Source organism: Halopseudomonas salina, assembly GCF_008641105.1.
This window is the reverse complement of sequence record NZ_VTTI01000001.1, coordinates 704,368-729,642: the sequence shown is the minus strand read 5'-3', so window position 1 is coordinate 729,642 and position 25,275 is coordinate 704,368. Positions and strand designations below refer to the sequence as shown.

At 57.7% G+C, this 25,275-nt stretch carries 31 protein-coding genes; 20 read left to right on the top strand and 11 right to left on the bottom strand.

What is annotated here, in order from left to right; translation table 11 throughout:
* Positions 1–16: 16 nt before the first annotated feature.
* The 4 genes from phaC (at position 17) to FZF01_RS03355 (ending at position 4,927) form a co-directional block, all read left to right on the top strand.
* The gene (phaC, locus tag FZF01_RS03370; RefSeq protein ID WP_150276668.1) at positions 17–1,696 is read left to right on the top strand and encodes a class II poly(R)-hydroxyalkanoic acid synthase; all 1,680 of its coding nucleotides are present in this window, start codon (positions 17–19) and stop codon (positions 1,694–1,696) included.
* 23 nt (positions 1,697–1,719) lie between these two features.
* The gene (gene phaZ / locus FZF01_RS03365) at positions 1,720–2,577 is read left to right on the top strand and encodes a poly(3-hydroxyalkanoate) depolymerase (RefSeq protein WP_150276667.1); all 858 of its coding nucleotides are present in this window, start codon (positions 1,720–1,722) and stop codon (positions 2,575–2,577) included.
* Positions 2,578–2,663: 86 nt separating this feature from the next.
* Positions 2,664–4,304 carry a PHA/PHB synthase family protein gene (locus FZF01_RS03360; protein WP_150276666.1) on the top strand — a complete coding sequence of 547 codons (1,641 nt, stop codon included), beginning with the start codon at positions 2,664–2,666 and terminating at the stop codon, positions 4,302–4,304.
* Between the two features lie 8 nt (positions 4,305–4,312).
* Entirely contained in the window at positions 4,313–4,927 is a 615-nt protein-coding gene (locus FZF01_RS03355; RefSeq protein ID WP_150276665.1) for a TetR/AcrR family transcriptional regulator, read from the top strand.
* Between the two features lie 65 nt (positions 4,928–4,992).
* Here the strand turns inward: FZF01_RS03355 and FZF01_RS03350 are convergent, their stop codons facing one another.
* The 4 genes from FZF01_RS03350 to FZF01_RS03335 form a co-directional block, all read right to left on the bottom strand.
* On the bottom strand, positions 4,993–5,415 hold the full coding sequence (locus FZF01_RS03350; protein ID WP_188434354.1) for a phasin family protein: 423 nt from the start codon (positions 5,413–5,415) through the stop codon (positions 4,993–4,995).
* Positions 5,416–5,578: 163 nt separating this feature from the next.
* Positions 5,579–6,334 carry a phasin family protein gene (locus FZF01_RS03345; protein WP_150276663.1) on the bottom strand — a complete coding sequence of 252 codons (756 nt, stop codon included), beginning with the start codon at positions 6,332–6,334 and terminating at the stop codon, positions 5,579–5,581.
* A 20-nt stretch (positions 6,335–6,354) separates the two neighbouring features.
* Positions 6,355–6,777: a phasin family protein gene (locus FZF01_RS03340; RefSeq protein ID WP_150276662.1), complete on the bottom strand. Its 423-nt coding sequence runs from the start codon at positions 6,775–6,777 to the stop codon at positions 6,355–6,357.
* Between the two features lie 99 nt (positions 6,778–6,876).
* Complete coding sequence (locus FZF01_RS03335) at positions 6,877–7,152, bottom strand: polyhydroxyalkanoic acid system family protein (RefSeq protein ID WP_150276661.1); 276 nt, start codon at positions 7,150–7,152, stop codon at positions 6,877–6,879.
* A 153-nt stretch (positions 7,153–7,305) separates the two neighbouring features.
* On the opposite strand from FZF01_RS03335, the gene ubiE reads away from it, so the two are divergent.
* From ubiE to FZF01_RS03290, 9 genes are read left to right on the top strand one after another with little or no spacing between them, the layout of a single operon-like run.
* Positions 7,306–8,067, top strand: coding sequence for a bifunctional demethylmenaquinone methyltransferase/2-methoxy-6-polyprenyl-1,4-benzoquinol methylase UbiE (gene ubiE, locus FZF01_RS03330; protein WP_150276660.1), 762 nt, complete (start codon positions 7,306–7,308; stop codon positions 8,065–8,067).
* Entirely contained in the window at positions 8,067–8,690 is a 624-nt protein-coding gene (locus FZF01_RS03325; protein ID WP_150276659.1) for a ubiquinone biosynthesis accessory factor UbiJ, read from the top strand. The genes ubiE and FZF01_RS03325 overlap by 1 nt, the downstream gene beginning before the upstream one ends.
* Positions 8,687–10,279, top strand: a complete 1,593-nt coding sequence (ubiB, locus tag FZF01_RS03320) for a ubiquinone biosynthesis regulatory protein kinase UbiB (RefSeq protein ID WP_150276658.1) — start codon at positions 8,687–8,689, stop codon at positions 10,277–10,279. The genes FZF01_RS03325 and ubiB overlap by 4 nt, the downstream gene beginning before the upstream one ends.
* Before the next feature lie 49 nt (positions 10,280–10,328).
* Positions 10,329–10,742 carry a phosphoribosyl-AMP cyclohydrolase gene (hisI, locus tag FZF01_RS03315; protein ID WP_150276657.1) on the top strand — a complete coding sequence of 138 codons (414 nt, stop codon included), beginning with the start codon at positions 10,329–10,331 and terminating at the stop codon, positions 10,740–10,742.
* Positions 10,735–11,067 (top strand): phosphoribosyl-ATP diphosphatase, encoded by a 333-nt coding sequence (locus tag FZF01_RS03310; protein WP_150276656.1) that lies wholly within the window; start codon positions 10,735–10,737, stop codon positions 11,065–11,067. Before hisI ends, FZF01_RS03310 begins: the two co-directional genes overlap by 8 nt.
* Positions 11,068–11,089: 22 nt before the next feature.
* Positions 11,090–11,326, top strand: a complete 237-nt coding sequence (gene tatA, locus FZF01_RS03305) for a twin-arginine translocase TatA/TatE family subunit (RefSeq protein WP_150276655.1) — start codon at positions 11,090–11,092, stop codon at positions 11,324–11,326.
* Positions 11,327–11,332: 6 nt separating this feature from the next.
* Positions 11,333–11,725 (top strand): Sec-independent protein translocase protein TatB, encoded by a 393-nt coding sequence (tatB, locus tag FZF01_RS03300; RefSeq protein WP_150276654.1) that lies wholly within the window; start codon positions 11,333–11,335, stop codon positions 11,723–11,725.
* Positions 11,715–12,494, top strand: a complete 780-nt coding sequence (tatC, locus tag FZF01_RS03295) for a twin-arginine translocase subunit TatC (RefSeq protein ID WP_195809120.1) — start codon at positions 11,715–11,717, stop codon at positions 12,492–12,494. The genes tatB and tatC overlap by 11 nt, the downstream gene beginning before the upstream one ends.
* Entirely contained in the window at positions 12,491–13,198 is a 708-nt protein-coding gene (locus FZF01_RS03290; RefSeq protein ID WP_150276653.1) for a 16S rRNA (uracil(1498)-N(3))-methyltransferase, read from the top strand. The genes tatC and FZF01_RS03290 overlap by 4 nt, the downstream gene beginning before the upstream one ends.
* 33 nt (positions 13,199–13,231) lie before the next feature.
* Here FZF01_RS03290 and FZF01_RS03285 read toward each other — a convergent pair whose 3' ends face one another.
* Positions 13,232–13,711 carry a winged helix-turn-helix transcriptional regulator gene (locus FZF01_RS03285; RefSeq protein ID WP_150276652.1) on the bottom strand — a complete coding sequence of 160 codons (480 nt, stop codon included), beginning with the start codon at positions 13,709–13,711 and terminating at the stop codon, positions 13,232–13,234.
* A gap of 102 nt (positions 13,712–13,813) precedes the next feature.
* Here FZF01_RS03285 and FZF01_RS03280 point away from each other — a divergent pair, with 102 nt between their 5' ends.
* Complete coding sequence (locus FZF01_RS03280; protein ID WP_150276651.1) at positions 13,814–14,542, top strand: SDR family oxidoreductase; 729 nt, start codon at positions 13,814–13,816, stop codon at positions 14,540–14,542.
* A 38-nt stretch (positions 14,543–14,580) separates the two neighbouring features.
* Positions 14,581–15,174 carry a 2-hydroxychromene-2-carboxylate isomerase gene (locus tag FZF01_RS03275; protein WP_150276650.1) on the top strand — a complete coding sequence of 198 codons (594 nt, stop codon included), beginning with the start codon at positions 14,581–14,583 and terminating at the stop codon, positions 15,172–15,174.
* Here FZF01_RS03275 and dtd read toward each other — a convergent pair.
* The 3 genes from dtd to FZF01_RS03260 form a co-directional block, all read right to left on the bottom strand.
* A complete protein-coding gene (gene dtd, locus FZF01_RS03270; RefSeq protein ID WP_150276649.1) occupies positions 15,171–15,608 on the bottom strand; it encodes a D-aminoacyl-tRNA deacylase in 438 nt (145 codons plus the stop codon). The genes FZF01_RS03275 and dtd overlap by 4 nt on opposite strands.
* A 3-nt stretch (positions 15,609–15,611) precedes the next feature.
* Positions 15,612–16,586 carry a prolyl aminopeptidase gene (pip, locus tag FZF01_RS03265; protein ID WP_150276648.1) on the bottom strand — a complete coding sequence of 325 codons (975 nt, stop codon included), beginning with the start codon at positions 16,584–16,586 and terminating at the stop codon, positions 15,612–15,614.
* Positions 16,587–16,709: 123 nt separating this feature from the next.
* On the bottom strand, positions 16,710–17,291 hold the full coding sequence (locus FZF01_RS03260) for an NnrU family protein (RefSeq protein WP_150276647.1): 582 nt from the start codon (positions 17,289–17,291) through the stop codon (positions 16,710–16,712).
* Positions 17,292–17,508: 217 nt separating this feature from the next.
* On the opposite strand from FZF01_RS03260, the gene FZF01_RS03255 reads away from it, so the two are divergent.
* Positions 17,509–18,210 (top strand): TVP38/TMEM64 family protein, encoded by a 702-nt coding sequence (locus FZF01_RS03255; RefSeq protein ID WP_150276646.1) that lies wholly within the window; start codon positions 17,509–17,511, stop codon positions 18,208–18,210.
* Here the strand turns inward: FZF01_RS03255 and FZF01_RS03250 are convergent.
* Positions 18,183–19,043 (bottom strand): PGAP1-like alpha/beta domain-containing protein, encoded by an 861-nt coding sequence (locus tag FZF01_RS03250; protein WP_150276645.1) that lies wholly within the window; start codon positions 19,041–19,043, stop codon positions 18,183–18,185. The two genes, FZF01_RS03255 and FZF01_RS03250, sit on opposite strands and share 28 nt — an antisense overlap.
* Positions 19,044–19,076: 33 nt before the next feature.
* A complete protein-coding gene (locus FZF01_RS03245; RefSeq protein ID WP_150276644.1) occupies positions 19,077–21,137 on the bottom strand; it encodes an autotransporter family protein in 2,061 nt (686 codons plus the stop codon).
* Between the two features lie 339 nt (positions 21,138–21,476).
* On the opposite strand from FZF01_RS03245, the gene FZF01_RS03240 reads away from it, so the two are divergent.
* From FZF01_RS03240 to FZF01_RS03225, 4 genes are all read left to right on the top strand, one after another.
* Positions 21,477–21,788, top strand: a complete 312-nt coding sequence (locus tag FZF01_RS03240; RefSeq protein ID WP_150276643.1) for an EthD family reductase — start codon at positions 21,477–21,479, stop codon at positions 21,786–21,788.
* A gap of 93 nt (positions 21,789–21,881) precedes the next feature.
* Entirely contained in the window at positions 21,882–22,112 is a 231-nt protein-coding gene (locus FZF01_RS03235) for a ChaB family protein (protein ID WP_150276642.1), read from the top strand.
* 112 nt (positions 22,113–22,224) lie between these two features.
* Complete coding sequence (gene yghU / locus FZF01_RS03230; protein ID WP_150276641.1) at positions 22,225–23,103, top strand: glutathione-dependent disulfide-bond oxidoreductase; 879 nt, start codon at positions 22,225–22,227, stop codon at positions 23,101–23,103.
* 141 nt (positions 23,104–23,244) lie between these two features.
* On the top strand, positions 23,245–24,867 hold the full coding sequence (locus FZF01_RS03225) for an NAD(P)/FAD-dependent oxidoreductase (protein WP_150276640.1): 1,623 nt from the start codon (positions 23,245–23,247) through the stop codon (positions 24,865–24,867).
* 94 nt (positions 24,868–24,961) lie between these two features.
* Here FZF01_RS03225 and FZF01_RS03220 read toward each other — a convergent pair whose 3' ends face one another.
* Complete coding sequence (locus tag FZF01_RS03220; protein ID WP_150276639.1) at positions 24,962–25,096, bottom strand: entericidin A/B family lipoprotein; 135 nt, start codon at positions 25,094–25,096, stop codon at positions 24,962–24,964.
* Between the last annotated feature and the right edge of the window lie 179 nt (positions 25,097–25,275).

The following is a 25,275-nucleotide window of genomic DNA, read 5'->3' as shown; positions in this document are numbered from 1 at the left end:
TACGGAGCTTTACCCGATGGCCCAGAACAAGAATGAAGAGCTCGGAAAGAGAGCCAGCGAGAATATTCTCGGACCCAACCCGGTAATCGGCGCGCCGACACGCGACATCATCAGCACAGCCAGACAGGTCATGCGGCAAACCGTCAAACAGCCGGTGCACAGCCTGAGGCACATAGGCAAGTTATCCGTGGCGGTCACCAAGGTAATGATTGGCCGCTCCGAAATCACCCCAAGCGCAGACGACAAGCGCTTTCTGGACCCTACCTGGAGCCAGAATCCGCTTTATCGTCGCTACATGCAGAGCTATCTGGCCTGGCGCACCGAGCTAAACGAGTGGATCACCTCCTCCAATCTGCCCGAACAGGATGTATCGCGAGCGAAGTTCGTGATTTCTTTGCTGACAGAAGCCATGGCACCAACCAATACCGCCCTCAACCCGGCAGCAGTGAAGCGCTTCTTCGAGACCGGCGGAAAAAGTATTCTCGACGGGCTGACGCACATGGCTCAGGATATCGCCAATAACGGCGGCATGCCCAGCCAGGTCAACATGAACGCCTTTGAAGTCGGCAAGAATCTCGCCGTCACCAAGGGTTCGGTGGTCTTTCGCAATGAAGTGCTGGAACTGATTCAGTACAAGCCACTGACAGAAGAAGTCTACGAGCGCCCGGTGCTGGTAGTGCCACCACAAATCAACAAATTCTACGTATTCGATCTGTCACCGGAAAAGAGTCTCGCTCGGTACCTCACCGCCAACCACATGCAGACCTTTGTGATCAGCTGGCGCAACCCGACCAAGGCGCAGCGCGAATGGGGCTTGTCTACCTATATCGAGGCTTTGAAAGAGGCCATCGACATCGTACTAGAAATCACCGGAAGCAAGGATCTGAGCATGCTCGGCGCATGCTCCGGCGGTATTACCACCGCCTCCTTGCTGGGACACTATGCCGCCCTCAAAGAAAAGAAGGTTCACGCCTTCACACTGCTAGTCAGCGTACTGGACACCGGCATCAAGACTCAGGTGGCGCTCTTTGCCGATGAGCGCTCGATTGAGGCGGCGCGGCGCATGTCCTATCAGAACGGCGTACTCGAAGGCCGGGACATGGCCAAGGTTTTTGCCTGGATGCGGCCCAACGATCTGATCTGGAACTACTGGGTGAACAACTACCTGCTGGGTAATGAGCCGCCGGTTTTCGATATCCTGTTCTGGAACAACGACACTACCCGTCTGCCAGCGGCGCTGCACGGCGAGTTTCTGGAGATGTTCAAGACCAACCCCCTGACCCGGGCCAAGGCACTGGAAGTATGCGGCACGCCTATCGACCTGAAACAGGTCAAGGCCGATTTTTTCTGCATTGCCGGACTCAACGACCACATCACCCCCTGGGACGCCTGTTACAAGTCTGCCCAATTATTGGGTGGAAAATGTGAATTTGTTTTATCTTCCAGTGGTCATATACAAAGCATCCTGAATCCACCTGGCAACCCCAAGTCCCGTTTCTTTACCAATACCCATATGCCAGAAGATCCGAAGCAATGGCTGGAGACCGCCACCAAGCAGGCTGACTCCTGGTGGGCCTACTGGCGTGACTGGTTGCATGCTCGGGGCGGCAAGATCAAACCCGCCCCTGCAGCGTTGGGTAATGCAGATTATGCGCCGATGGAAGCGGCTCCCGGGACCTACGTCCACGAACGCTAGGAGCGTGCAAACGAGAACGATACATGCCTCAGAATTTTGTATTTCGCACTATCGAGCTGAACGGTCAGTTCCTGCGAACGGCCGTTCGCCCGGGTAGCAGTAACCTGCCACCCTTATTGGTATTCAATGGCATTGGGGCAAACCTCGAACTGGTGTTTCCCTTCGTCAAGGCACTGGATCCCGACCTCGAAGTCATCGTGTTTGATGCACCTGGCGTCGGCGGCTCCTCCACGCCCGGAACGCCATTCCGTTTTCCGGGCCTGGCCAAGCTGGCAGCACGCATGCTCGATTATCTCGATTACGGCCAGGTCAATGTGATTGGCGTTTCCTGGGGTGGTGCCCTGGCCCAGCAGTTTGCCCACGATTATCCAGAGCGGTGCAAGAAGCTGATTCTGGCCGCCACCTCGCCAGGTTTTTTCATGGTACCGGGCAGGCCTCATGTGCTGCTGAAAATGGCCAGCCCACGGCGGTATATTCAGCCTTCCCACGTAGTCAAGATTGCACCCGACATCTATGGTGGCGCCTTCAGGCGAGATCCGGATCTGGCCCGCGGCCACGCGTCCAAGGTGCGCTCGTCCGGCAAGGTAGGTTACTACTGGCAGCTGGCGGCGGGGCTAGGCTGGACCAGCATCCACTGGCTGCACAAGATCCGTCAGCCAACGCTGGTAATGGCCGGTGATGACGACCCAATCATCCCTCTGGTCAACATGCGAATGATTGCGTGGCGAATCCCCAACGCCGAACTCCACGTGATTGATGACGGCCACCTGTTCCTGATTACCCGTGCTGCGTCGGTCGCTCCGATCATTATGCGTTTTCTGGCCGAGGAGCGGCAGCCGGCGGTTATCCGCCCTCGTGCCGAACCGCTAGCCAAGCACTAGAGAGAGCAGGCGCAACAGGAGACATGTGACGCCGTAGATGGGTACACTGCAAGTCATCCCCTCTGTATCTGGACAAGGAACGCTGGATGCCTGAAAGCAGTGCCCACAACGCAGCAGCAGCGCTGGCTGGCGACCTCGCCGACAGTCTGCTTGCCGTCTTGCGGACGTTGCCGGATCAAACTTCGCATCACGCGCGCTACCTGGGTCATTTCGCTGTTCAATTGGCCAAAGCGGTACAGGGCAACAGCGCGTTGCCTGTCCCGCCACGGGATCGACGATTCGATCATTGCGCCTGGCAAACCAATCCGGTTTTACGTCGCACATTGCAAGGCTGGCTTGGCTGGCAGGTGCATTACCGGCAGTGGCTCGACGATCTGGATATTCCCGAGCCAGACCGCGCTCGCCTTCGGCAACTGGGAGACATGCTCAGTGCCACGCTAGCGCCCAGCAACTCCCCGGCCAATCCCGTGTTCATTGACCGATTACGGCATACGCGCGGCGCCAGCCTGTGCCGGGGAACGCGCAACCTGCTTACAGACCTGGTGCTCCGGCGTCCTGCAGCTCCACTGTGCGCCGATGATGCCTTCCTGGTTGGCCGCGACCTCGCGTCCACCCCCGGCCAGGTCATCATGCGCGAACCGCTGTTCGAATTGCTTCAGTACCAGCCAACCACTGCGCAAGCTCACCAAAGAGCGCTGTTGATGGTCCCCCCGCCACTAAACCGCTTTTATCTGCTGGACCTGACCGAAAGCTCCAGCCTGGTTCGCCATGCTCTGGATCAGGGGCTGCAGGTTTTCATGATCAGCTGGCGCAACCCGGACCCCGAACATAGAAATTGGGGGTTCAACCAGTACGTCAGTGCCTGCGATCAAGCCTTGCGGGTGGTCAGCCAGTTAACCGGTAACGGCCCGGTAAACCTGATGGGCGTTTGTGCCGGGGGACTTCTCGCCCTCCTGATGCAGGGCGTGCTGCAAAGTCGCGGACAAAGTAAACGGATCTGCAGTGCCAGCTACCTGGTAACGCCCATCGATGCACGCATGGACACCGGCCTGTTGCGGATGCTCGGACCCGCTGCGCGCCAGCGGTTGCGCAGCAGACTCTGGCACCATGGCTTCCTGCCGGCCAGCGATATAGCCAGGGCTTTCTCCTGGCAGAGACCGGAAGAGTTCGTCTGGGCTCAGGCCGTGGAGCGCTATGCGCTGGGACAGGATCCTCGACCGCGAGACGTTCTGTCCTGGAGCCAGGACTGTACCCGGCTACCCGCCAGGCTGGTGGAAGACTTTCTGGATTATTTCGAGCGCGACCCCTTTGCCCGGCCGGGCAGTCTCGTCGTTCAGGGTCAGGCAATCGATCTGCGCGCAGTCTCCACCCCCAGCTGGCACCTGGGCGCACAGCATGACCATATCGTACCTTGCGCCAACAGCTTTCCCATGCGGCGTATGGGCGGCGAGAAAACCTTCGTACAGAGTCATAGCGGCCATATCCAGAGCCTGGTCAACCCACTGGATCATCCCGGCGCCTGGTTCCGGGCCGGAACGGTGACTGACAACAGCCCTATAACCAGCTGGCTGCACCAACATGCCCCCCTTCAGGGGAGTTGGCGGAGCCATTGGAGTGACTGGACCAAGGCGCATAGCGGCCCGCTTGTTCCCGCCCCTGCCATACTGGGCAATCCCGACTTCCCACCGTTGCAGGCAGCACCAGGTCGCTATGTGCACAAATCGTGAGGCCCTGAATGAAAACCCGTGAGCGAATCCTGCAGTGTGCCCTGGAGCTATTCAACGAGCACGGTGAACCCAACGTTACTACGCTGGATATCGCCACTGAGCTGGATATCAGTCCCGGCAATCTCTACTACCATTTCCGCGGCAAGGAGGCATTACTGGAGGAGTTGCTCGCAGACTTCCTCGACCAGACACACGGCCTTCTTCATCTGGAGTCCCGCGCAGGCCCGTTGGAGCCTGAGGATTATTGGTTGTTTCTGCACCTGCTGTTTGAATCGATCATCGCCTACCGCTTTCTGTTCCAGGATCTGTCGAACCTTATAGGCCGCTATACCGTCATCGCTCGCAGTATGCGCCAGTGGGTGGACGCGTTGCGCTCGACACTGAAGCGCCTATTGCTCGACCTGCATGAGCAGCAACGCTTGCTCTGTGATGCACAGGCCCTGGAGCGGCTGCTCGATGCACTATGCCAAACCGTACTGTTCTGGCTTGATTACCAACGCGTCAGCCAACGCGAGGACGATGAGCCAACTCAGGCCGTCCAGCAGGTACTCGGTTTGCTGCTGCCCTACCTCGAAACAGATACGCGGCATTGGATGAGCAGTCTGATACAACGCTACAACTGACCCACGTCCTGCCCACAAAAAACCCGGCCACGGCCGGGTTCAGCAGATGCAAGAGCTAACGACAATCAGCGCGCTTGCGTCTTCTTCAATGAACTGGATACCTCATCGAGCTTGGCGGACAGCTTTTCAATTTCATGGCTGCTGGGAATACCGAAGCGACTGAGAAAATCTGCCCGGCGCTCTTCAAGCGTGCTGGATACCTTTTGGAAACGCCCACCGGTTACATCCTCGAAACGCGATTTCAGCTCGGCCAGCTTCTCGTTAGCGTTATCGGTCTGCTCGGAAATAAGCTCTTTACCCTGTTTTTCCAGCACTTCACCCTCTGCAACAAGGCTCTTGAAGTACTCCATGCCATCCTTGCCGGCTTTGGCGTAGGCACCCAGGCCAGCCAGCCAGAATTGGCGCGTCTGAGTCTTCATGCCGTCGACGACCTCGTTGAAAAAGTGTGCGCCCGACTCCAGCACATTGCCTGTCTTAGCATTAGCCATGATCATTACTCCCTGTTGAAAAAAGACTTCAGCTTGCTGCGGAACCGCAGCCTCATTAAAAGACTATCTAGTCATTTTAGAAAAAACATACTAATTCTCGTTCTTTGAATAATAAAAAACCCGACCCGCTTGCGCGGATCGGGTTTCTGTCAACCAGCAGGTGTTAGCTGTTGGTTGGCTTGTCAGCCGCCGTTGCCGGGCTGGCCGCTGCAGGTGCCGCCGGAGCAGTTACAGCTGTCTTGCCTGGAGCTGCCTGAGGCTTGGCTGCAGTACCAGACTCTGAAGCTGCTTTTGGTTTGGCCGGCGCTTTTGGTTTGGCCAGCGCCTTCGGCTTAGCCGGAGCCTTTGCTGCCGCAGGCGCCTTGGGCTTGACTGGCGCGCTCTTGGCAACAGGTTTAGCCGCAGCCTTCGCTGCCGGTTTTGGCTTGGCAGCCGCACGAGTAGCTGGCTTGGGCGCAGCTTTCGGTGCCACCTTCGCCGGCGTCCTGGCGTTACTCATCTGGCTGATCAGTTTGGTCAGTTCGTCGACCTTGGCATTCAGCGCTTTTACTTCATCGCGCGAAGGCACTCCCAGACGGGAAACAGCACTGTTCAGACGCTTGTCAAAGGCAGCTTCAAGCTCATCCCAGCGACCGGACACCTTGCCCCGAGCCTTGTCGACCTTGGACTTGGCAGCATCGACAGAATCCTTCTTGCCTTTGGTGGTCTTGCCCTTGACGGACTCGACCTGCTTGTCGATTTCGGCCTTGGCCGCTTTTTCAGCCTGCTCGCCATCCTTGATCAGCGTATCGAAGAGCTTGACACCCTCCTTACCGACCTTGGCATAAGCGCCCAGTCCAGCCAACCAGATCTGCCGCGAATAGCTTTCTATATCGCTGATCCAGCCAGTATCCTTTTCCTGCTTTTTCTTGCCCGCCATGGAGTGACTCCTCTGTGACCTTACTTGCTTTCCATCGACTTGATTGCAGCTGTCAGATCATCCAGCTTAGCAGACAACTGGTCAACGTCCTTCTTGCTGGGGATACCCATACGGCTCAGTGCCGAAGCTACGCGCTCGTCGAATACTTCCTCAACCTTGTTCAAGCTGGTGCCAGTGCGGGTCTGAAAACGCTCGCGAATGCTCTCAACCTTGCTGTTGACACGGCTGGTGGCTGACTCGACCTGGCTTGAGACCAGTTCCTTGCCCTGCTTCTCGACTGCTTCGCCTTCGGTTACCAGCTTCTTGAAGTAATCCGCGCCTTCCTTGCCTGCCTTGGCATAGGCACCCAGGCCCGCCAACCAGATCTGGTGAGCGTAGTTCTTCATGTCGCCGGCGACTGATGCGGTGTTTTCTTCAACTTTCTTGGCTGTGGATTTGGCCATGGTAGTAACTCCTCAAATGGATCAAAAGTGGACCGGTTATCGATCCTTGAGAGTCAAACTACCCGTAAGAATTAGAAAACACATACTAAAAGCACCCGATCAGCTCAGATACTTGTCCAGTGACTTTTCGATCTCACCCTTGACCATGCCAGCCATGGGCGTGAGCATCATGCCGAGCTTGACCGTCACCCTTACCAGGTCTTCTCGCACCTCGATACAACCATCAGCGCCACTGCGCTTGAAACTCAGGTTGTCGCCTTCCCAGGTACATTTCGCATCCAGCTTTTGTGCCAGCTTGTCGGCCATCTTCTGGGCACGCGCACGCGCTTCTTCCTTGCCCAGATTGTGTTCGCGGGTGATATCAACAGTCGCCATGGGTGTTCTCTCTTGTTTAGGTCAGGTGCCATAGCATGCCGCAAAGCCGGTCCAGCGTCATCCTGCTACTGCGACAGCCTGTCCACCTGAAAACCCCCGCTCAAACCGAAAAAGTGGTTAGAATAGAAGCTGATTTGCCAGGCAGATGAGTCCATGACAGACGAACACAAAACAGATCGCACGACGCACTTCGGCTACCAGACTGTCGACGAATCCGAGAAGGCCGCGCGTGTCGCTGATGTATTCCATTCCGTAGCGGCGCGTTACGATCTGATGAACGATCTGATGTCCGGCGGCGTCCACCGTTTGTGGAAGCGCTTCACCATCGAGCTCTCGGGTGTACGGCCGGGTAACCGGGTATTGGATATCGCTGGCGGCACGGGTGATCTCACCCGCAAATTTTCCAAACTGGTGGGCACCGCGGGCGAGGTGGTACTTGCCGACATCAACGACTCCATGCTCAAGGTCGGGCGTGACCGTTTGCTGGATCAGGGCATTGCCGGCAATGTGCGCTTTGTGCAGGCCGACGCCGAAGCGCTACCCTTCCCGGACAATCATTTTGACTGCATCACCATCGCCTTCGGGCTGCGTAATGTTACCCACAAGGATCGTGCGATAGCCTCGATGCTGCGTGTGCTCAAGCCCGGCGGTCGGCTCCTGGTTCTGGAGTTCTCCAAACCGGGTAATAAGTTACTGTCCAAGGCCTATGACCAATATTCCTTCACCCTGCTACCGCTGATGGGGAAGCTGGTCACCAACGATTCCGAGAGCTATCGCTATCTGGCCGAGTCGATCCGCATGCATCCGGATCAGGAAACGCTCAAGGCGATGATGGAAGAAGCCGGCTTTGCGCGCGTGACTTACCACAACATGACCGGTGGCGTGGTGGCACTGCACCGGGGAATCAAGCCCTGATGCTGACCCGCGCCATGCTGGGTGCGGCTGAGCGCAGCTTGAGACTGGCGCTGGAGCGGGATCCGCTCACGGCGAGTCGCCTGGCGGCACTGCAGAACAAGACCGTTCTGGTACAGGGGCGAAATCCGGATTGGCAGTTGTATCTGCAGCCAGGTTCTAACGGTATCGGCCTGACCACAGACAGTACCCACGAGCCTGACTGCACTCTGAGCGCCCCCAGCAGCCTGCTCGCGAAATTGCTGATCAGCAATCAGCGACAACCTTTGCTACAGGATCCGGAATTACATCTCAGCGGCGATAGCCAGGTGCTAGTCAGCCTGCAAAACGCCATGGCGGATCTGCAGCTGGACGGTGAAGCAGAGCTCTCTCGCTGGCTTGGGCCTGTGCCGGCCCATGCTGTTGCACAGGTTGCGCGCAAAAGCTGGGAATGGGGCGGCGGAGCCAGACAGACGCTGGGACGCAGCCTGGCTGAATACCTGACTGAAGAGAGTGGCCAACTCGTCGGCAATGCTGAAGCGCAAGTCTCCGCGGACCAGCTTTATCAGCTACGCCTGGACCTGGACCGCCTGGAAGCGCGGGTACAACAGCTGAGCGACCATCACCCGGAAACCCCCGAAGCATGAATTCGATTGCCCTGCTGCGCCTCTTTCGCATCGCCCGGATATTTACTCGTTATCGGCTGGACCAGCTATTGTGGGCCGTTCCGTTACCCTGGTTCGCGCGCTTGTTGCTTCGTATCGGCCCGTGGCGCTTGTGCCCCGCCCCCAAAGACCTGAGCCGTGGCGCCCGGCTGCGTCTGGCATGCGAGGACCTCGGCCCGGTGTTCGTCAAGTTCGGTCAGATTCTGTCTACCCGGCGCGACTTGCTGGCAGACGACATTGCCCTGGAACTTGCACGCCTGCAGGACAAGGTGCCGCCTTTCCCGGCCGCTCAGGCGCGCAAACGCATCGAGGAACAGCTCGGGCAATCAATTGACTCGGTGTTCAGCAGCTTCAGCGACGAGCCGCTGGCCTCTGCCTCGGTCGCCCAGGTACATGCAGCACGCCTGCATGACGGCAGTGAAGTCGTCGTCAAGGTCATCCGTCCTGGCATCGGCCAGACCATCCACCAGGACATGCAATGGCTTTTCCTGGCCGCCAAGCTACTTCAACGGGTGTGGGTCGAAGGGCGGCGATTGCGTCCGGTCGAGGTTGTCAGCGACTACCAGAACACCATTTTTGACGAGCTGGACCTGTACCGCGAGGCCGCCAACGCCTCCCAATTGAGGCGCAATTTCGAGGACTCACCGCTACTCTACATACCCAGGATCTATTGGGACTGGAGCAGGCACAAGGTCCTGGTTATGGAACGCATCAATGGTTTGGCAGTTACTGACATGGCTGGCCTGCTGGACCAGCGCACCGACATGAAGAAGCTCGCGGAGCGAGGGGTCGAGATATTCTTTACCCAGGTTTTCCGTGACAGCTTTTTCCATGCAGACATGCACCCCGGCAATATCTTTGTCTCGCGCAGTCACCCCTGGGAGCCGCAGTACCTGGCTGTTGACTTCGGCATCGTTGGCAGCCTGACGCCGGAGGATCAGAACTATCTGGCACGCAACCTGATGGCATTCTTCAAGCGCGACTACCGCCAGGTGGCTCAGTTGCATATCGACTCCGGCTGGGTACCCGCCGAAACCCGGGTCAATGAATTCGAAGCCGCCATTCGCAGCGTCTGTGAGCCCATTTTCGAGCGCCCACTGAAAGACATCTCCTTTGGTCAGCTGCTGCTGCGCCTGTTCCAGACCGCGCGACGCTTCAATATGGAAGTCCAGCCACAGCTGGTACTGCTGCAGAAGACGCTGCTCAATATCGAAGGGCTGGGACGTCAGCTGTATCCCGACCTGGACCTCTGGAGTACCGGCCAACCCTATCTCGAGCGCTGGATGCGCGAACGTGCAATGCCTGCGCACCAACTGCGGCACTGGCAGCAACAGCTGGACCAGGTACCGGCATTGCTGCACAGCGCCCGTCATGCACTGGACAACCTGGCCGAGCGCCAGCCGCCCGTGGTGGTTCGAAAAGGCAATACCGTTTTGCGGCTGGCAGGCTTGCTACTGCTGCTACTGGGGGCAAGCCAGTTGGGCGGCGATCCTGCCATGTGGAGCGATGCAGCTCCAAGCAACTGGCTTTTGTTGGCCATTGGCGGCTGGCTGGTACTCGGCCGCGGTTAGCTTACTTACTGCTGGCGCAACCGGACCCTTAACTGGCACACTTCTGCGTATGACTGACAAGACTGAAAGTACCGATTGGCTAGATACCGTGAAGTGGGGGCCTGATGGCCTGATACCCGCCATTGCGCAGGACATTCACACCCAGCGCGTGCTGATGGTTGCCTGGATGAATCGCGAGGCGTTGCAGCTCACTGCCTCTGAAGGCCGAGGGATATACTGGTCGCGGTCAAGGCAAAAACTCTGGCGCAAGGGCGAAGAATCCGGACACGTTCAGGTTCTGCACGAACTCCGGCTTGACTGCGACGCCGACGTCATCATCCTGATGGTCGAGCAGATTGGCGGCATGGCCTGCCACACCGGAAGAGAAAGCTGCTTCTACCGGGTTCTGCGCGGCAACGAATGGCAAATCGCAGACCCCGTTCTCAAAGACCCCGATGAGATCTATGAGCACAAACATGAATGACACTCTAAGTCGTCTTGCGGTGGTCCTGGAGCAGCGCAAACAGGCCAGCAGCGACAAATCCTATGTGGCCAGCCTGCACGCCAAGGGGCTGAACAAGATTCTTGAAAAGGTCGGTGAGGAGTGTACTGAGACGCTGCTCGCTGCCAAGGATTGCGAGCACCGTGAAGACAAATCCGAACTGATTGGCGAAACGGCCGACCTGTGGTTTCACAGCATGGTCATGCTCAGCCATCTGGGACTGGGTCCCGACGATATTCTCAAAGAACTGGAACGACGCTTTGATCTGTCCGGTCTAACCGAAAAGGCATCTCGCCAAACTAATTAGGGCATAGCCCTGGGGGTTTAAAATGGGTTTTGGTGGCATCAGCATATGGCAACTGGCGATCGTTCTGGTGATCGTCATCCTGCTCTTCGGCACAAAACGATTGAAGAGTGTCGGTAGCGATCTGGGCGAGGCGATCAAGGGCTTTCGCAAGTCAGTGAATACGGAAGATGAAAAACCTTCGGTGCAGGACAAGAGCAGCGGCGATACCATCAATGCCGAATCCGAACGTAAAAAACAGGAAACACGGTCCGGAGAGTGATCGTCCATGTTTGACGTTGGATTCTTCGAATTGCTGATTATCGGCATTATCGCCCTGCTGGTGCTCGGACCTGAGCGGCTGCCTGGCGCTGTGCGCATGGTTGGCCTGACTATCGGCCGCATCAAGCGTGGCTTTGCCGACGTAAAATCTCAGGTGGAGCGCGAAATCGGGGCGGATGAGATACGTCAGCAACTGCACAACGAGCGCGTGATGGGCAACCTTGAAAAACAGGCCAAGGAGACAAGCCCACCCGCATCAAACGTCAAATCCAGCCGTCATCCGGCTGTCACGGAACAGGAGGAAACTGCTACTTCAGCTGAGCCCTCCGGCCAGAACACCGACCAAAAAGACGTAGACGCCAGTGCCGCCACCCAGCAAAAACCTCGCAATGACGGATAAACGCACACCCAGTCAACTGGCCGAAGATATGCCCCTGGTCGCGCACTTAACCGAGTTGCGCTCCCGCCTGCTGCGCATTGTCGGCATCTGGCTGCTGATTTTCGCTGGCCTGTTCTACTTTGCCAACGATCTCTACACGTTCATATCCGAGCCTCTGCGGGTATTCCTCCCGGAAGGCACCAGCATGATCGCCACAGACGTGGCGTCACCTTTTCTCACGCCATTCAAACTGGCGCTGGTGAGCGCGCTCTTTCTGGCCATGCCATTCATTCTCCATCAATTCTGGAGCTTCATCGCACCAGGGCTCTACAAACACGAAAAACGCCTGGCGGTCCCGCTGCTCGCCTCCAGCATCGTGCTCTTCTACTCAGGCATGGCGTTCGCGTATTTCGTTGTTTTCCCTCTCGTGTTCGGCTTTTTTACCAGCACCGCGCCGGCGGGCGTGGCGGTAATGACCGATATCAACAAGTATCTGGATTTCGTACTGACGCTGTTCATGGCATTCGGCCTGTCCTTCGAGATCCCGATTGCCACCATTCTGCTGGTTCTGGCCGGAGTGGTCGACGTAGCCAAGCTGAGGGAGATTCGGCCCTATGTGGTGGTCGGCTGCTTCATTATCGGTATGGTTCTGACTCCACCCGATGTGATCTCCCAGGCGCTGCTGGCAATCCCGATGTGGCTGCTCTATGAGCTCGGCATTCTCTTCAGCATGCTCATCAAGAAGCGTACGCAGGCCGAGCACCCCCCGGAAGACCAACCTGAAGCATGAACCTGGTCCTCGTGCAGGAAGCCGACTTTCTTTCCGATGACCGGGTACTGCTAGGTGATCGCCGCCTGCAGCAGATAAGAGACGTGCTCCAGGCGCAAGAGGGCGACAGTATCCGGGTGGGCCGCCTCGGCGGACTGATGGGCCAGGGGCGCATACTACGCCTGAATGAAAAAAGCGCGGAACTGCAAGTCAGCTTCCACCAGCCGCCCCCGACCAAGCTAGCCCTGACCTTGCTGCTGGCCATGCCCCGTCCCAAGATGTTCCGGCGTATTCTTCAACATTGCGCGACCCTCGGCGTGCCCGAGATCGTTCTGCTCAACAGCTACCGGGTGGAAAAAAGCTTCTGGCAGACCCCCTTTCTGCAAGCGGGGCAGATCGAGCAGAACCTGATTCTGGGTCTGGAGCAGGCACGCGACACGGTACTGCCCCGTGTACGTATCGAAAAGCGGTTCAAACCCTTCGTGGAGGATCAGCTTCCGGCAATCGCAGCTGGCTCCCTCGGGCTGGTTGCACACCCTGGCGATTACGCGCCCTGCCCCCACCAGGTTACCCGCCAGGTTACCCTGGCCATAGGACCAGAGGGCGGCTGGATTCCCTATGAGCTAGACAAACTGCTGGAGGCCGGACTGCAACCAGTGCAGCTTGGCGAGCGAATCCTTCGAGTCGAAACCGCCGTTACAGCCCTGATTGGAAGACTCTTCTGAACGCCCATTAGCGATGTGGTTGCATAGCTGTCATCAGGCCTGGCGGGGTAGTTGAGCTTCCTCCGCCCAACCCGCACCGGCCTCAACTCTTACATCCCGCGCGCCCACCGTTTCGCCGCATTCAGAACAGACAATTACTGGGTGCATCACCTTGCCGCAACCCTTGTGGACATGCAGCACCGGAGCCCCCCGCTCGTCCGCCATATGCCGATCCCCCCAGGACACCAGCGCAAGCATCGCCGGATGCAGATCCAGCCCTTTCTCGGTCAGGCGATACTCTTCACGCAGCGGACGTTGCTGGTAAGCCACTTTGGTCAACACACCATGCTCCACGAGCTTTTTCAGGCGTCCCGCCAACAGATGTCGGGTGATGCCCAGACGTTGTTCAAACTCGTCAAAGCGGCGAACACCGAGAAAACAATCACGCAGTACGAGCAGCGTCCACTTGTCGCCGATCACCGCTAGGGTGCGCGCCAGCGAACATGGCTGCTGGTCCAGTTCTTCCCATCGCATGGTCTATCCTCGAAAACAGTCACACCAAGAGTAGCTTGACAGGTTCCAAAAAGAAACTGACTATAGAGTTAGTTCCAAAAAAGAACCCAAGAGGAAAGACCGATGTCCAGATCACCTGTTGCGCTGATTATCGGCGCCGGCGACGCTACGGGTAGCGCCGTTGCCAAACGCTTTGCCCGTGAGGGCTACACCTTATGCGTAACCCGCCGCAACCGGGACCAACTGGACCCACTGGTGGCTGAAATCCGCGCCACGGGTGGTACTGCCCACCCCTTCGGCTGTGACGCCCGCATCGAGGAACAGATGGTCGACTTGTTCGAGCATATCGAGAGCGATGTCGGCCAGATCGAAGTGGTGGTATTCAACATCGGCGCCAATGTACGATTTTCGATTACCGAAACCACCGAGCGCGTTTACCGCAAGGTGTGGGAAATGGCTGCCTTGGCCGGATTTCTGACTGGTCGTGAAGCAGCCAGAGTCATGCTACCGCGCAGCCGGGGCACGATCATCTTCACTGGCGCCACCGCGTCATTACGCGGATCAAGCGGGTTCGCAGCCTTTGCCAGCGCCAAATTCGCCCTGCGTGCACTGGCTCAAAGCATGGCCAGGGAGCTGGGCCCACAGGGGATCCACGTTGCTCACCCGATCATCGACGGAGCTATCGACACCGCTTTCATCCGCGATACCTTTCCCGAGCGCTATGCACTGAAGGACCAGGACGGCATTCTCGACCCGGAGCATATAGCCGAGCAGTACTGGCAACTGCATCGCCAGCCCCGCGACGCCTGGACCCATGAACTGGATCTGCGCCCGTGGATGGAAACCTTTTGACCAGCATCTGACCGCACCACCTGACTGGAGATACCCACATGAGCAAACAGATCGAGTTCTTCTTTGATGTCGGCAGTCCTGCCAGTTATCTGGCCTGGACACAACTTGCCGCCCTGGCCAAGCGTCATGACGCGACCCTGGTCTATCGTCCCATGTTACTGGGCGGCGTATTTCAGGCGACAGGTAACCAGTCCCCAGCCAGCATCGAAGCCAAGGGCGCCTATACACGTCTCGACTTCCAACGTTTTGCTCGCCGCTATGGCGTCACGCTAAACCACAATCCCTATTTCCCGATCAACACCCTGCAGCTGATGCGTGGAGCCGAAGCCCTGCGCGAAACAGATCAGCTGCAACCTTATCTGACCGCTGTGTTCACCGCGATGTGGGTAGACGAGCAGGATATGGGGCAACCCGAAGTGGTAGGCAAGGTTCTGGCAGCCGCGGACTTTGATCCTTCAGAGTTAATGGAACGCCTCAGCGATCCGAAGGTGAAGCAGGGGCTGAAGGAGACAACTGAAGAGGCCGTGCGTCGCGGCGTGTTTGGTGCCCCTACGATTTTTATCGATGGCGAGATGTTTTTCGGCCAGGATCGCCTGGACTTCGTGGAGGAAAAACTGAGCGCCAGCAGTTAGACCTCGAGGAGGAAAGTAACCGGACCATCATTGACCAGATGCACCTGCATGTCCGCTCCAAAGCGGCCGCTGGCGACAACCGCATGCTGAGTCCGGGCGCGCTCGAGGAGATAATCGAACAGCGCAGCCGCCTGCTCCGGGGGGGCGGCGGTGGAGAACCCCGGACGCAGGCCCTTACGGGTATCAGCCGCCAGGGTGAACTGCGACACCAGCAGCAACCCGCCATCAATGTCCCGCAGCGACAGATTCATACGGCCTTCCGGATCGCTGAATACCCGGTAATCCAGCAGTCTCTTAAGCAGCTTGTCGGCCGCGGCCTGGTTGTCCTCGGGCTCCACGCCCACCAGCACCAGCAACCCCCTGTCGATCGACCCTAGGATTTCCCCGACCACTTCGACACGGGCGCTACTGACCCTCTGCAATAAGGCTTTCACCCGCTACTCCACCCGCGGAGGAAGACCCAGCAGCTGCCGCGACAGGGTTTCACTGGCTCTGACCAGCGCATCAGCGATGCCGGTTTCCGAGGCCGCATGACCGGCGTCACGGATAATCTGCAGTTCACTGCCGGGCCATTTGTGATGCAGGCTGTAAGCGTTGTCCAACGGGCAGACCATGTCGTACCGGCCATGCACGATAATTCCGGGAATGTGGGCGATACGGTGCATGTTATCCAGTAACTGATCCGGTGCCAGGAAAGCGTGATTGACGAAGTAATGACACTCGATGCGTGCAATCGCGTAGGCGCGCCGTGCGTCACTGAACCTGTCCACCACCTGCGGACTGGGCCTGAGTGTAGCGCAACGGCCCTCCCACAATGACCAGGCCTTGGCAGCATGCATGCGACAGATCTCGTCGTCTCCGGTCAGCCGCCGGTAGTAGGCAGCTACCATGTCACCGCGCTCGGCCTCTGGAATCATCGAAACATAATCCTCCCAATAGTCCGGGAAGATATGGCTCGCACCCTTCTGATAAAACCATTGAATATCCTGATCGCGGCACAGGAAAATGCCCCGCAGGATCATGCCCATTACCCGATCCGGATGGGCTTGGGCATAGGCCAGCGCCAGCGTCGATCCCCAGGAACCACCAAAGAGCACCCACTTTTCGATCCCCAGATGCTCGCGCAGCACCTCAAGGTCCTCGATAAGATGTTGCGTGGTGTTGTTTTCCAGACTGGCATGGGGCGTCGAACGTCCAGAACCGCGCTGATCAAAGGTAATGATCCGATAGACTGAAGGATCGAAAAAGCGCCGGCTCAAGCTATCGCACCCGGCGCCTGGTCCTCCGTGAATAAACACGACGGGCAACCCTTCAGCGTGCTGACCGCTCTCGTCTGCGTACAGGACATGTGGTGCCTGTACTGTTATTTCGTGCCGGGCGTGGGGCTTGATCTCGGGGTACAACAGCTGCATGGCGAAGGCTCCTGGCCTGAATGACAGCCCCGCGGGGCCAACTCCTGGGTGACAACGCCAGCAAGGTGAGCCGGCGTATTACCCATACAACATTACTTCCCGGCAGACATTATGTCATCCGGCTCAGACGCCAAATGGCTTCACACCAATCAACATGCCATGCAGCCACAACGCAAACACGACCCAGAGCGCCAGACCAACCACTACCGTGATCGCGTCCCGGCTGATCTGCCCCTTGGGATAACGCACACCAGCCATGCGGTCGCGCTTGCGCGAGACAATGTAGAGCGGTACTGCCCAGGCGAGGAATCCGCCAAACAGCAACAGGTCAGCCAGCATGCCATTGGCCAGCAAGTGGGCAACAGCCCAGAACTTGACCCCTAACAACATCGGGTGCCCGACCCGCGCCTTGATATGGGTGTGGGGCACGTAAGTAGCAACCAGCAGAATAAACGCGGGGATTGTCAGCAGCGCGGCCAGATGGCGGGTCCATACAGGTGGCACCCATAACAGGACGGGGTCCAGTCGTGCCTGACCATAACCCCAGATGATCATGATCAGACCAATGACGGCGACAACGGAATACAGCCCCTTCCACAGCCCCAGCCCCTTTTTGTCGATGGTTGTCGCGCGCCACTGTGGAGCAAACATGCGGGTGGAATGCACCCCAAGAAACACCAGCAGACCTATCACCAGAACCAGCATCGCAATATCCTTTTTATCATTGAACCGTTAACTGACGGCAGAAGCGACACTATAGCCGGGGAGGCTGGCCAGCGCATCCGCTCAACCCTGTATTCGGCATACTCAAGCCCGGCGTCTTGAGAAATTCAAGCTCTCCCCGCATTAATGGTCGACCTTGAGAATGTAATGGCGTCGTCATATGTCATAGTTAATTTTTTCAGCCGCAGTTTGGAGCCACGTGCCCAGATTTTCCCGTCGTCAAAAAGCTACCCTGGTCGCCGGTATCATTACGCTACTGTTCATAGCGGGCTGGCTGTCACCCTTGACCATTGCCGAACTGTGGGAATGGGGGGCGCGGGTTTCGGGGCACCCGCTGGCCATGCTCGGCGTTGTCCTGCTGATGGCCGCGCTGATGACTTTCGGTCTGCCCGGCAGCCTTTGCTTCTGGATAATTGCCCCCTTTCACCCCCTGTTATTGAGCGTTTGCATGTTATTGCTGGGCAGTGTTGGCGGTGCTCTGGGAGCCTACCGCCTGGGTATGGGGCTGGGCCATGCGTGGCATGTCGAAGACATTTCGAGTCGGTTACTGCAACTGCTGACCAGGCGCAGCGACTTATTGACCCAGTGCGCATTGAGAATAATGCCTGGGGTCCCCCACTCGCTGATCAATCTTGCAGCAGGCATGCTGAGGTTGCGGCTGATCACCTTCGTCAGTGCTGCGATTCTCGGCCTGACCGTCAAATGGTCCGTTTACGCGCATACAGTGCATGGCATGGTGTCAGCTACCCAGGCCGAAGAAGCATTGGAGTTCAAAGCCCTCCTACCCCTCTTCATACTCGGTGTGTTACTGGTACTGGGCAGCATCGCGAAACGTTATTGGTTCAGGGCGCATGGGAAGCATCACACGCCCGGTCAAGAGCCTCCGGGCCGGGATGAGTGAGCGGCATCCAACTGCCTGGGTGCAAGCCATACTGACGGCCCACAGCAGTCATGGTCAGCACCCTCCACAACCCTGACCATGGCGCCCGGCAAATCCCGGGCAGCCCGTATAAAAGCCTCTGGGGGGACCTGGCGGTCATTCTGACCAAAGTACAACCGACGCAGCACGCCCTTCCTCCAGCTTTGCTGCCGCGCGGGATTTAGAGAGGCAAACAGGGGTGTATAGCGATGCATGCCGGTCCAGACATCAATATCTACCGGGGTCGAGACGGCGACCACTTCATTCACCACCGGCACACCCTCAGCCAGCAACAGGGCCAACACCCCGCCCCCTGAGTGCCCAACCAATGTCACCGAAGTGATATGCGGTCGATGGCGCAACCAATCCTGCAGCCCTGCTGCCATGCTTTGCACCACAAGCTCCGAGTAGCGGCCATAGGTCCACAGGAGTGGATCGCAGGATGGGTTTGCTTCCGTTGTGAAATAACAGGGGCGACCCAGATAAAGCACCGGGCCCGGAACCTCACGCATCCATCCCAGCGCCAGCAGACGCTTGGGGGTAGGATCCTCGGAAACCACCCTGCCGCCGGCCCGCCAGGGCCGACCATCACCCTCTATGAACACATGAGCATGGGATTGAGGCCCTGCACGGTCAAAGGCCTGCAAGGTGAAAGGGCCACCCATGAGTACAAGATTATTCAAACCAGATTGGCTTGCCTGGGCGTCGGGGCCGCCGGATGTCGACGCACAGCCTGTCAACAGCACAGCGCTCGAAAGAAATGCAAAAAGGGCCGGCCGCAAGGCGGCCAGCCCCTTCACCGCACGCTTACTCACACGCAAAGCAAACCTGCTGCACTTAAGCCAGGGTCAGAAATTCTGACGGAAGCGTACTTCAATGGAGTACTCATCGTAGCGATCATGCCCTACCAGAGTCTCTCCGCGCAAAGCGATACTGCGGTCATAGGCCATTGCCTTAGTTAGCCCCAGACCCACGCGTCCATAGTTGGAACTCTGTGAAGGCGTCTTGCTGTCAAACACATTGCCAGGGGCGCTCACAAAGGATGAGGCTACCGACGTGCCGGAGTTCTCAAACTCGTGTTCCCATGCCAGGCGCAAATCACCGGTAACGCTATCGCTGAGCTGATAGGCTGCGGTGAAGCCGAGCTCGGAGACCAGGGAGTCGAAGCTGCTGTGCCCAACCCGCAGCGCAGCCGCGCCACCTTTTTCGGTAAAGCCATCCACAGATACGTCGGTGTAATGAAGGTAGGCGAAGGGTTCGAGCACTAATGCATTCATCGGGTAGGACTTGATAACCCCGGCAGAGAGGTTCCAGATGTCGCCTTTGGTCTTGCCCTCGACCATGCCGAAACCGGTATCGCGATCGGTATCAAAGTTCGCCCGACTGAATCCCAGGTTGCCTTCCAGATAAAAATCCTGACCCAGTTCATGGGAAGCATAGGCGGTTATGCCGTAGGTATCAGCCTCTGTCCCCCCGCGGGCACCAGAAAAATCCGAATCGGAAGCCGCGTAGGCGATGGCCGCACCAATCTGCGTTGCATCGCTGATAAATTTATCGACACCTGCCACAAAGGTGTAGGTGGTGGAATCAAAACCGTTGGCCTCTGCAGTGTCTTCGTAATCGCCGCGGGTATAGATACCGCGGATAAAGTAACCTACGTCACCGCGATCCGCCGAGGCAGCGCCACCCCGGGCATATTGCAACTGCTCAGTCATATCGGCAGACAGGGCAATGTTGCCATTGGAATAATCCATCACATTGATGTCGGTGGTGGCCATACCGCTGCGACGCAAATCGGCCAGGCGACCGAGTACCACTCTGCGCACGTTGCGCGCATTGGAAACAGCGGTCTGCAGCATCTGATTGACCTGGTACTGACTCAACTGGCGATATTGCTGCGGATTATTGATCTGCTGTCCAATCTGCTGGAGCTGGGTATTGCTCGAGCCGGCGATAGCAGAACATATCTGAGCAGCAATACCTGTGGCCGCATTACAGTCAATGCCCACAACAGGCACCTGACCCACTGCAATGTCCGCTACCAGCTTGGCCAACTCGCCACTGAGCGCTGCCAGCGCAGCCGCATCGGTGTAGACGCTGCGCAGCCCGTCAATATCCATAGCGGTGCCACCACTGAGCAGCGCCAACTCGGTGTAATCCGTTTCCGTAGTTCCGTCGGCCGACGCCAATATATAACCCTGCACCTTGGTAATGACGCCCGAACTGTCTTTCACGTAGGCATAGCCAGTATCAGGATCGCTACCCACAACAGCGATGGCCGTGTTGCCATCCTTGTCCGTGAAGCGTTGGCTGACTACCGCATGGACCACGGTTTTGTATTGCGCGAGCTGATCCTGAATGTAGTTCTTGTCGATCTCGGTCATGCCCGTGGGCAGGTTGTTCAAGTCCAGGTCAAAGGTATCGTTGTCACGGTCTTCGTCTGTGATCAACATGATCGATGAACCTGCCGTCGGACGAAACTGGAAATACCGGTACAAGTAATCGATAGCCCGGTAGCCATCCTCTGTGCCACCACTGGTTCTGAGCTCGGGGGTTATCGCATCAAACTCGGCTGCGCTACCCCAAAGCGGGCTGGCCCCACTATTGAGATTGAAATGACGATACAGCGCCGTGCCCGTTTCTCGACCTGCTTCGTTGGTGGTTGCAGATTGACTGCTGCTGGCGCCGAAACCCACCAGACCAAACTGGTTGAGGGTCACGTTCTGGTCATTTAGCAGACTATCGAGATTCTTTACGTAGGTGCCGATAAACGCATTGTGCTCACCGGACATGGAGCCCGATTCATCAATGGCAACGACCATATCCAACGAGGATGCGGCATGCAGTGTGGTACTGGCGACGGCGGTACTGATGAGGGTGGCAAGTAGTGTCGGCTTGGGAAAAGTCATGGGTTGTGCTCCGTTTCTTCTGACCCGGATCCTGTCGAGGTTCCGGAATCGTTCCTTGTCCGAAAGACCTTCAACAACAACTGACTACTTCTTGATGCCAGCGACTTCATGTCGGTAGTGCTTCCTGGATGCTGTGGCGCTGCGATCAGGCTCTGTCACCTGATGGTCAACTGGAGATATTTTAACCTTATGGTTAGCCATTTCAAGATGTTTCCAGGCACCCGCGCAATGCATCCCACCTGATTCATACAGTAAATAGCGCATTGGCTGACGCAATTACCGTTCGCCTCCAGACATGCCCTGAGCTACCTTGATTACATACTCATCTGGAGACGTACCATGATCAAGGCAAGCGTGATGTATCCCAACAGCCCCAATGCCCGTTTCGACATGCAGTACTACCTGCATTCACATATGCCAATGGTAACCGGCGCGCTCGGCGCGGCCTGTCTCAAGGCGGAAGTAGAGAAAGGCGTGGCGGGCGGGACACCCGGTGCACAGGCGCCTTTCGTGGCCATAGCCAATTTGTATTTCGACAGCCTGGATAGCTTTCAGCAGGCCTTCGCACCCAACGCCAAAAAGTTTGCCGAAGATATTCCCAACTACACCGACATCAATGCACAGGTGCAGATCAGCGAGATACAGGACTGAGTTACGGCACTACAGGAAACATGTCACCTCCGGCGCGGTCGAAGCTTCAGGTACAGCCAAGCCATGCTCGCGCATTGCAAAAACGGAGGTCACATGCCCTACGACAGCATTTCGGAGTTGCCCGACAGCGTGAGGAACAGCCTGCCCAGGCATGCGCAGGAAATCTACAAGGAAGCATTCGATAACGCCTGGAAGCAATATGAAGACCCACGCGAGCGCAAGGGAGACGACGACCGGGAAACGGTGGCTCACAAGGTGGCCTGGTCAGCTGTGAAGCAAAAGTACGAGAAGCTCGGTGACAAATGGGTAGAGAAACAATCCTGACACCTGTCGCTGCACATTCACAATACAACTCGTTTGTGCGTGCGGGGTCTGACCTGGCCTACTATGAATGCACCGCGCGCGGGTCGCGCCGCCCCTGCAGGAGACCACAGACATGACTGATCCAACTTACACACCGCCACGGGTGTGGACCTGGGACGCCGAAAGCGGCGGCAGGTTCGCCAGTATCAATCGTCCGGTTGCCGGCCCTACACATGACAAAGAGTTGCCCGTTGGCAAACATCCCCTCCAGCTGTATTCGCTTGCTACCCCCAACGGGGTTAAAGTCACCATCATGCTCGAGGAGCTGCTGGCAAAGGGCTTTGAAGGCGCCGAATATGACGCCCACCTGATTAGAATCACCGAGGGTGACCAGTTCAGCAGCGGGTTTGTCAGCGTCAACCCCAACTCCAAGATTCCAGCCTTGCTCGATCGCAGCAGCGATCCGGCCATTCGCGTATTCGAGTCCGGCGCAATTCTGTTGTATCTGGCTGAGAAGTTTGGCGCTTTTGTGCCCACCGAACCCGCCGAGCGGGCTGAATGCCTGTCCTGGTTATTCTGGCAGATGGGCAGCGCACCCATGTTGGGCGGTGGTTTTGGTCATTTTTATGCCTACGCACCGGAAAAGTACGAATACCCGATCAATCGCTATGCGATGGAAGTCAAACGCCAGCTCGACGTGCTTGATCGCCAATTGGCCAGCCGCCAGTTCATTACCGGTGACCAGTACAGCATTGCAGACATGGCCATCTGGCCCTGGTACGGCGCCCTGGTAACCAACAAGGTCTACGAGGCCGCCGAATTCCTGCAGACCCACACCTACAAGAATGTATTACGCTGGACTCAGGAGCTGGAGGAGCGCGACGCGGTCCAGCGCGGACGCATGGTTAACCGGGCCTGGGGTGACCCGCGCGAGCAACTGCACGAGCGACACGACGCCAGCGACTTCCAGACACGTACACAGGACAAGCTGGAACCGGAGAGCAACCAGTAGTCCTGCTGGCCGCAGGAGCGCATGACAGCCCGGGCGTGCACCGCTACAATGTGCGCCCAGACTGATTTCCCCGGGCGACCCGCTGGCCAACGCCAACCGGTCGCTCTGGCCCTCTGCCGGAGACACCGGCCAGGACCCACCATGATCCGTATCAACGAACTGCAGCTCCCCCTCGACCATCCTGTCGACGCCCTGCGCAAGGCCGTCCTTGCACGGCTCAACCTCGGCGATACCGACCTGACCGATTTCACCGTATTCAAACGCAGCTACGATGCGCGCAAGAAGAACAGTGAAATTACGTTCGTGTACATCATTGATGCCCAGGTGCGTGACGAGGCGAAGGTACTGGCGCGCTTCGCCCAGGACCGCAATGTCCGTCCCGCCCCGGATACCGCTTATTACCCGGTGGCGCAGGCACCAGCCAACCTGAGCGAGCGCCCCCTGGTAATTGGGTTCGGGCCCTGCGGCCTGTTTGCTGCACTGAGTCTGGCGCAGATGGGCTTCAAGCCCATCGTGCTGGAACGCGGCAAGGATGTGCGTACGCGCACCAAGGATACCTGGGCACTGTGGCGCAACAAGGTGCTGACTCCCGAGTCCAATGTGCAGTTTGGTGAGGGCGGCGCCGGGCTGTTTTCCGATGGGAAATTGTATAGCCAGATCAAGGATCCCAAGTTCTACGGCCGCAAAGTCATGCACGAGTTTGTGCGCGCCGGTGCACCGGCGGAGATCATGTACGTCAGCAAGCCGCACATAGGCACCTTCAGGCTGACCGGCGTTGTCTCGACCATGCGCGAAGAGATTCGTGAACGGGGTGGTGAAGTACGTTTCGATAGCCGGGTCACCGATTTTCTGATCGAGGATGGGCGGATCGAAGGTGTCACACTGGCAAATGGCGAGCAACTACGCAGCCGCTACGTTGTACTTGCCTTGGGTCACAGCGCCCGTGATACCTTCCGCATGCTCCACGCGCGGGACGTCTATATCGAAGCCAAGCCCTTCGCAATAGGCTTCAGGATCGAGCATCCGCAATCGATGGTCGACAAAGCGCGCCTGGGTAAATACGCCGGTCATCCGGAACTCGGCGCAGCTGACTACAAGCTGGTCCACCATGCGAAAAACGGCCGAGCGGTTTACAGCTTCTGCATGTGCCCCGGAGGTACCGTCGTAGCGGCTACTTCCGAACCCAACCGGGTTGTTACCAACGGTATGAGCCAGTATTCGCGCAATGAGCGCAATGCCAACGCGGGTATTGTTGTCGGTATAACGCCCGAAGCAGACTTTCCTGGCGGCCCCCTGGCAGGTGTCGAATTGCAGGAAAAACTGGAATCCCACGCGTTCGAGCTCGGCGGTCATGACTATTGTGCACCCGGGCAATTGGTGGGAGATTTCATTCGCGGTAAGGCCTCCACTGAATTTGGCGAAGTGGAGCCATCCTACAAGCCCGGTGTTCTGCTGGGGGATCTGGCCTCGGCACTGCCCGCCTATGTGATCGAAGCCGTACGCGAGGCTCTACCCGCTTTCGGCAAGCAGATTCGTGGCTTTGATCGGCAGGATGCGATCCTGACTGGCATCGAGACCCGCACCTCGTCACCGATACGCATCAAGCGCGATAACCTGTCGCTGCAAAGCATTAATACGCGAGGGCTTTACCCTGCCGGGGAAGGAGCCGGCTATGCAGGGGGGATTCTCTCGGCCGGAGTGGATGGTATCAAGGTTGCGGAAGCTGTGGCTCTGGCGATGCTGGAAGATCTCCAGGACCGTTGATCTATTTGCTGATTGAGCTCGACGGGATGCTGCAGACTTAAAAAAAGCTGGGACCAGTCAACCGGTTCCAGCTTTCACTGACGCCAGGCAATAATCAGCCTCGAGCACCTTCCTGTATGGCTTCGCCACCTCTTTCGATGTCCTCTCCTGCGCCTTCCATGGTGTTGCAGCCAACCACACCGAACAGCAAGGCCATACCCAGCAAAATCGATTTAATTTCCAGGCTCATAACATGCTCCTTATCCAACGCTTCAAAAGAGTGAAGCAAATATCGCCGTGGTTATGCCACTGCGTCTCTTCCCGAAATCTGCACTACTCCATGTCTTGCCGAATGAATGCAGTTCCGTTGCTTTATTGGAGCGTATTTCTTCAATTCGGTTCCGTGGCTGGATCTCGTGGCGAACTCGC

Bases quoted from the DNA above. Each gene is read 5' to 3' on its own strand.
- pip (WP_150276648.1), bottom strand. From the start codon at position 16,586: ATGCAGCTGTTGTACCCCGAGATCAAGCCCCACGCCCGGCACGAAATA.
- FZF01_RS03220 (WP_150276639.1), bottom strand. From the start codon at position 25,096: ATGAGCCTGGAAATTAAATCGATTTTGCTGGGTATGGCCTTGCTGTTC.
- FZF01_RS03225 (WP_150276640.1), top strand. From the start codon at position 23,245: ATGATCCGTATCAACGAACTGCAGCTCCCCCTCGACCATCCTGTCGAC.
- FZF01_RS03345 (WP_150276663.1), bottom strand. From the start codon at position 6,334: ATGGCGGGCAAGAAAAAGCAGGAAAAGGATACTGGCTGGATCAGCGAT.
- FZF01_RS03285 (WP_150276652.1), bottom strand. From the start codon at position 13,711: ATGCGATGGGAAGAACTGGACCAGCAGCCATGTTCGCTGGCGCGCACC.
- ubiB (WP_150276658.1), top strand. From the start codon at position 8,687: ATGAATTCGATTGCCCTGCTGCGCCTCTTTCGCATCGCCCGGATATTT.
- FZF01_RS03335 (WP_150276661.1), bottom strand. From the start codon at position 7,152: ATGGCGACTGTTGATATCACCCGCGAACACAATCTGGGCAAGGAAGAA.
- FZF01_RS03340 (WP_150276662.1), bottom strand. From the start codon at position 6,777: ATGGCCAAATCCACAGCCAAGAAAGTTGAAGAAAACACCGCATCAGTC.
- tatA (WP_150276655.1), top strand. From the start codon at position 11,090: ATGGGTTTTGGTGGCATCAGCATATGGCAACTGGCGATCGTTCTGGTG.
- FZF01_RS03275 (WP_150276650.1), top strand. From the start codon at position 14,581: ATGAGCAAACAGATCGAGTTCTTCTTTGATGTCGGCAGTCCTGCCAGT.
- phaZ (WP_150276667.1), top strand. From the start codon at position 1,720: ATGCCTCAGAATTTTGTATTTCGCACTATCGAGCTGAACGGTCAGTTC.
- FZF01_RS03325 (WP_150276659.1), top strand. From the start codon at position 8,067: ATGCTGACCCGCGCCATGCTGGGTGCGGCTGAGCGCAGCTTGAGACTG.
- FZF01_RS03290 (WP_150276653.1), top strand. From the start codon at position 12,491: ATGAACCTGGTCCTCGTGCAGGAAGCCGACTTTCTTTCCGATGACCGG.
- FZF01_RS03355 (WP_150276665.1), top strand. From the start codon at position 4,313: ATGAAAACCCGTGAGCGAATCCTGCAGTGTGCCCTGGAGCTATTCAAC.
- FZF01_RS03260 (WP_150276647.1), bottom strand. From the start codon at position 17,291: ATGCTGGTTCTGGTGATAGGTCTGCTGGTGTTTCTTGGGGTGCATTCC.
- ubiE (WP_150276660.1), top strand. From the start codon at position 7,306: ATGACAGACGAACACAAAACAGATCGCACGACGCACTTCGGCTACCAG.
- yghU (WP_150276641.1), top strand. From the start codon at position 22,225: ATGACTGATCCAACTTACACACCGCCACGGGTGTGGACCTGGGACGCC.
- FZF01_RS03350 (WP_188434354.1), bottom strand. From the start codon at position 5,415: ATGGCTAATGCTAAGACAGGCAATGTGCTGGAGTCGGGCGCACACTTT.
- tatB (WP_150276654.1), top strand. From the start codon at position 11,333: ATGTTTGACGTTGGATTCTTCGAATTGCTGATTATCGGCATTATCGCC.
- hisI (WP_150276657.1), top strand. From the start codon at position 10,329: ATGACTGACAAGACTGAAAGTACCGATTGGCTAGATACCGTGAAGTGG.
- FZF01_RS03310 (WP_150276656.1), top strand. From the start codon at position 10,735: ATGAATGACACTCTAAGTCGTCTTGCGGTGGTCCTGGAGCAGCGCAAA.
- FZF01_RS03240 (WP_150276643.1), top strand. From the start codon at position 21,477: ATGATCAAGGCAAGCGTGATGTATCCCAACAGCCCCAATGCCCGTTTC.
- FZF01_RS03235 (WP_150276642.1), top strand. From the start codon at position 21,882: ATGCCCTACGACAGCATTTCGGAGTTGCCCGACAGCGTGAGGAACAGC.
- phaC (WP_150276668.1), top strand. From the start codon at position 17: ATGGCCCAGAACAAGAATGAAGAGCTCGGAAAGAGAGCCAGCGAGAAT.
- FZF01_RS03245 (WP_150276644.1), bottom strand. From the start codon at position 21,137: ATGACTTTTCCCAAGCCGACACTACTTGCCACCCTCATCAGTACCGCC.
- FZF01_RS03280 (WP_150276651.1), top strand. From the start codon at position 13,814: ATGTCCAGATCACCTGTTGCGCTGATTATCGGCGCCGGCGACGCTACG.
- tatC (WP_195809120.1), top strand. From the start codon at position 11,715: ATGACGGATAAACGCACACCCAGTCAACTGGCCGAAGATATGCCCCTG.
- FZF01_RS03360 (WP_150276666.1), top strand. From the start codon at position 2,664: ATGCCTGAAAGCAGTGCCCACAACGCAGCAGCAGCGCTGGCTGGCGAC.